The 4145-nt window shown below is 62.5% G+C and carries 3 protein-coding genes; 1 reads left to right on the top strand and 2 read right to left on the bottom strand.

Annotated features, from left to right (window positions below):
• Positions 1 to 196: 196 nt before the first annotated feature.
• Positions 197 to 619, bottom strand: a complete 423-nt coding sequence (trxA, locus tag NZN28_RS13885) for a thioredoxin (protein WP_295399144.1) — start codon at positions 617 to 619, stop codon at positions 197 to 199.
• A gap of 49 nt (positions 620 to 668) precedes the next feature.
• Positions 669 to 3233 carry an ATP-dependent chaperone ClpB gene (gene clpB, locus NZN28_RS13890; RefSeq protein ID WP_295399146.1) on the bottom strand — a complete coding sequence of 855 codons (2565 nt, stop codon included), beginning with the start codon at positions 3231 to 3233 and terminating at the stop codon, positions 669 to 671.
• 156 nt (positions 3234 to 3389) lie between these two features.
• Here clpB and NZN28_RS13895 point away from each other — a divergent pair.
• Positions 3390 to 4145: hypothetical protein (locus tag NZN28_RS13895; RefSeq protein WP_295399148.1), on the top strand; the 756-nt coding region annotated here is incomplete at its 3' end.

Consider the following 4145-nt stretch of genomic DNA (forward strand, 5'->3'; position numbering starts at 1 on the left):
TCGCGCTCTTCACAGACGTGGCCGCCCACGAAAACGAGAAGGGACAAGTGTCTGCGTTGCGTCTGGGCCGAGACGCATGTGTTCGAGTTTCCAGGCCGCCACTGTTCTGTTCAGAACCAGGCTTTCTCGAACTCGAGTGGCTCACAATATCTGAAGAGCGCTCTAAAACGATGGAAGCGCGGTCAAAAGCGGCAGGCTACAGGTGGGGCGCTAGCTTCTGGAGCAAAGCCGGCTTGGGCAGCGCCCCCACCATGCGCTCAATGGGCTGCCCATTCTTGAAAAGAATCAGGGTGGGGATGCCCTGGACGTGGTAGGCGCTCTGGGCCAGGGGGTGGTGGTCCACGTTCAGCTTGACAACCTTGAGCCGGCCAGCGTATTCGCGGGCAATTTCCTCCAGCAGCGGCGCAATCACCCGGCAAGGCCCGCACCACTCGGCCCAGAAGTCCACCAGCACCGGCACGCTGGCCGAGAGCTCGGCGGTCAGACCTTCATTCGCGTTGACCAGCCAGGGCAGGGGCTTCTTGCAGGCCCCACAGACCGGCACCTGGCCGGCGGGGGGCCGGCCCAGGCGGTTCTTTGCGCCGCAGTGCACACAGGTCGCGATGTCGGTTGTGGTCATACCGTCTCCTGAGGGCAAAAGGGGGGTCAATCCTCGGTGCCTTGGCCTTTTACGCCATTACATTCTTGCGGGTCTCAAACTGCAACCCCAAAGGCCCGGGGGTCACGTACACCGTAGCTCCATCGGTCACCTCGCCCGAAAGAATCTTGCGCGAGAGGGGGGTCTCGAGTTCCTTCTGAATCACCCGCTTGAGGGGCCGGGCCCCAAAGACCGGGTCGTAGCCCCGCTCGGCCAGGAACTGCAAGGCTTCGGGCGAGAGTTCCAGGCCGATGCGCCGCTCGGATAGCCGCTGGCGCACCGCCGAAAGCTGGATTTCCACAATGGCCGCAATCTGCTGCCGCTCGAGCGGGCGGAAGACCACAATCTCGTCGAGCCGGTTCAGAAACTCCGGGCGGAAGTGCTGTTGCAGCACGCCGAACACCCGCTCGCGGATGGTCTCGTAGCTCTGGCCGGACTGGATGCCCTCGAAGATGAGGGGCGAGCCGATGTTGGAGGTGAGGATGATGGCGGTGTTGCGGAAGTCCACCGTGCGGCCCTGTCCGTCGGTCAGGCGGCCATCGTCGAGCACCTGCAAGAGGGTGTTGAATACGTCGGGGTGGGCTTTCTCGATCTCGTCGAAGAGGATCACCGAGTAAGGGCGGCGGCGCACCGCTTCGGTGAGCTGGCCGCCCTCCTCGTAGCCCACATAGCCGGGCGGGGCCCCAATCAGCCGGGCCACGGTGTGCTTCTCCTGGTACTCCGACATGTCAATGCGCACCATGTTCTCTTCGGTGTCGAAGAGGCTGGCGGCCAGGGTCTTGGCCAGCTCGGTCTTGCCCACGCCGGTCGGCCCCAGGAAGAGGAAGGAGCCGATGGGCCGGTTGGGATCCTTGAGGCCCGCCCTGGCCCGCCGGATGGCGTCGGCCACCGCGCGGATGGCCTCGTCCTGCCCCACCACCCGCCGGTGGAGTTCATCCTCGAGGCGCAGCAGTTTCTCCCGCTCACCCTCCATCAGCTTGCTCACCGGAATACCCGTCCAGCGGCTCACGATGCCCGCGATGTCCTCCTCGGCCACCATGGGCCGCACGAACTTGGCGTTGGCCATGCGGTCGGAGAGTTCGCTCACCTCCTGCTCGAGTTTGGGCAGCTCGCCGTAGCGAAGCTGGGCGGCTTTGTTCAGGTCGTAGGCCCGCTCGGCCTGCTCAATCTGGGTGCGAACCTCGTCGAGGCGCTGCTGGGCCGCGCGGAGCTTCTGCATCACCTCGCGCTCGGCCTCCCACTCGGCCTGTTGCTTTTTAATCTCGGCCTCGAGTTCGGCCAGCTCCTTCTCGAGTTCTCCCAGCCTGAACTTGCTCTCGGCGTCGGTTTCTTTCTTCAGGGCCTCGCGCTCAATCTCGAGCTGCAACTTCTTGCGGTTCAGGGTGTCAATGCTCTCCGGGCTGCTCTCCAGCGCCATCCGCAGCCGGGCCGCGGCCTCGTCAATCAGGTCTATGGCCTTGTCGGGCAGACGACGGTCGGGGATGTAGCGGTGCGAGAGCTGGGCCGCAGCAATCAGGGCCGGGTCGGAGATGCGCACCCCGTGGTGCACCTCGTACTTTTCCTTGATGCCCCTGAGGATGCTCACGGTGTCTTCCAGGCTGGGCTCGTCCACAAACACCGGCTGGAAGCGGCGCTCGAGGGCCGCGTCCTTCTCGATTTCGCGGTACTCATCCAGGGTCGTAGCCCCAATCAGGTGCAGCTCGCCCCTGGCCAGCGCGGGCTTGAGCATGTTGCCCGCATCCACCGCGCCCTCGGCCTTGCCAGCCCCCACCACGGTGTGCAGCTCGTCAATGAAGAGGATTATTTGCCCCGCGCTCTGGATGGTCTCCTGCATGACCGCCTTGAGCCGCTCCTCGAACTCGCCCCGGTACTTTGCGCCCGCCAACAGCGAGCCCATCTGCAAGCTCACTATCCGCTTGCCCCTAAGCCCCTCGGGCACATCGCCCTTCACAATGCGCTGGGCCAACCCCTCGGCAATGGCGGTCTTGCCCACCCCCGGCTCGCCAATCAGCACGGGGTTGTTCTTGGTGCGGCGCAGCAAAATCTGGATAACCCGCCGGATTTCCTCGTCGCGCCCAATCACCGGGTCGAGTTTGCCCTGCTCGGCCAGCTGGGTCAGGTCTACGCCATACTGCCCCAGGGCATTGTAGGTTCCTTCGGCATGTTCGGATTCCACCTTCTTACCTCCCCTCAAGTCCAGCATGGCCGAGCGGATGGCCCCCGCGTTCAGCCCCGCGTAGCCGGTCTCGGCCAGGGCCAGGGTGAGCGTGTCAACGGCCACAAACCGGTCCCCAAGCTCTGCGGCCAGCTTCTCGGCCCGCTCGAGCACCCCCGAAAGGCGCCCCGACAGATACTGCCCCCCCTCGGCCCCCGAAACCCTGGGGTAGCCCCCCAGGTCACGGCTGGCGGTCTGCTGCACCGCCTGTAAGTTTGGCCCCGCCCGCTGTAAAAGCTGCGCAGGCAGCCCCTGGGGGTCGCGGAAAAGTACCGAAGCCAGATGCCCCACGTCTATCTGCTGGTTGGCGTTCTCCCGGGCCAGCACCTGGGCCTGGGCCACGGCCTGCCGGGCTTGTTCAGTCCAACGCTCGAGGTTCATACTAGTGGTATTATGAAAGTTGAGTCTATTGTTGTCAAGATTGGTTCAAACCCTTGTCCGGCGTTTGCACGCACTTTGTGTGTAAAACAGACACTACACTATCTATTGACACAGTCGTACACATCGTTAAGCTTTTTAGAAGGAGGTCTAAGCCATATGAAAACATGGGTTTTCCTGGCCGCGCTTTCCGCAGGAATCGTCGCTGCACAAGCCAACAGCCAGCCCGTCGAGGCTGTTGGCCTTTTGGGCGGGCGGGTAGAGGCCCGGTTGCAGGGGTGTGGCTGGCAGAGCAGTGGGCTGCTCACGTGCAAGCTGCAACTCTCCAACCGCATCAACCAGACCGTTCGCGTGAGCGTTGGCCAGGTGGGCCTTTTGGACAGCCGCGGCAACCTGTACGCCAGCCGCATTGAACTCAGCGCCCTGCGAAACGGCGAGATTGTGTTGAACCCAAACCAAACCGTCTCTGGCTCGATTTCCTTTGTGGAAGTGCCCCTAGACCTGACCGTGGTTCCCGCCATTACCTTTGCGGGCGGTCTTTTCCGCAAGCTCACCATCGAACCCCTGCCACCCACGGCCATCCAGCCAGTGGTGCTGCCCGTGGAAGCCTGGGGCGTAGAGGGGGTTTTCCTGGGCTGCCAGCGCTCGCCGTCGAGAGGGGCCTTAGCCTGCCAGTTTAAATTCAAAAACATTTCGGGTAAGATACTGGAGCAAAGAAACTACGAGTTTAATAACATAAGTGTTCGTGCATTGGGGCGAGACTATAGTTCAGAAGCAAGACTGTCTATCACAAGGGTCATTAACCCGACTCTGCTCCCCAACGATGAAATCCAGTTTTCAATCGACTTAGCCCTACCGCCCAACTACGTGAGCCAGATAGAACTCCTCGAGTTGAGGATGAATTTTCAAGATGGA

The organism is Meiothermus sp., assembly GCF_025056915.1.
Lineage (GTDB): Bacteria > Deinococcota > Deinococci > Deinococcales > Thermaceae > Meiothermus.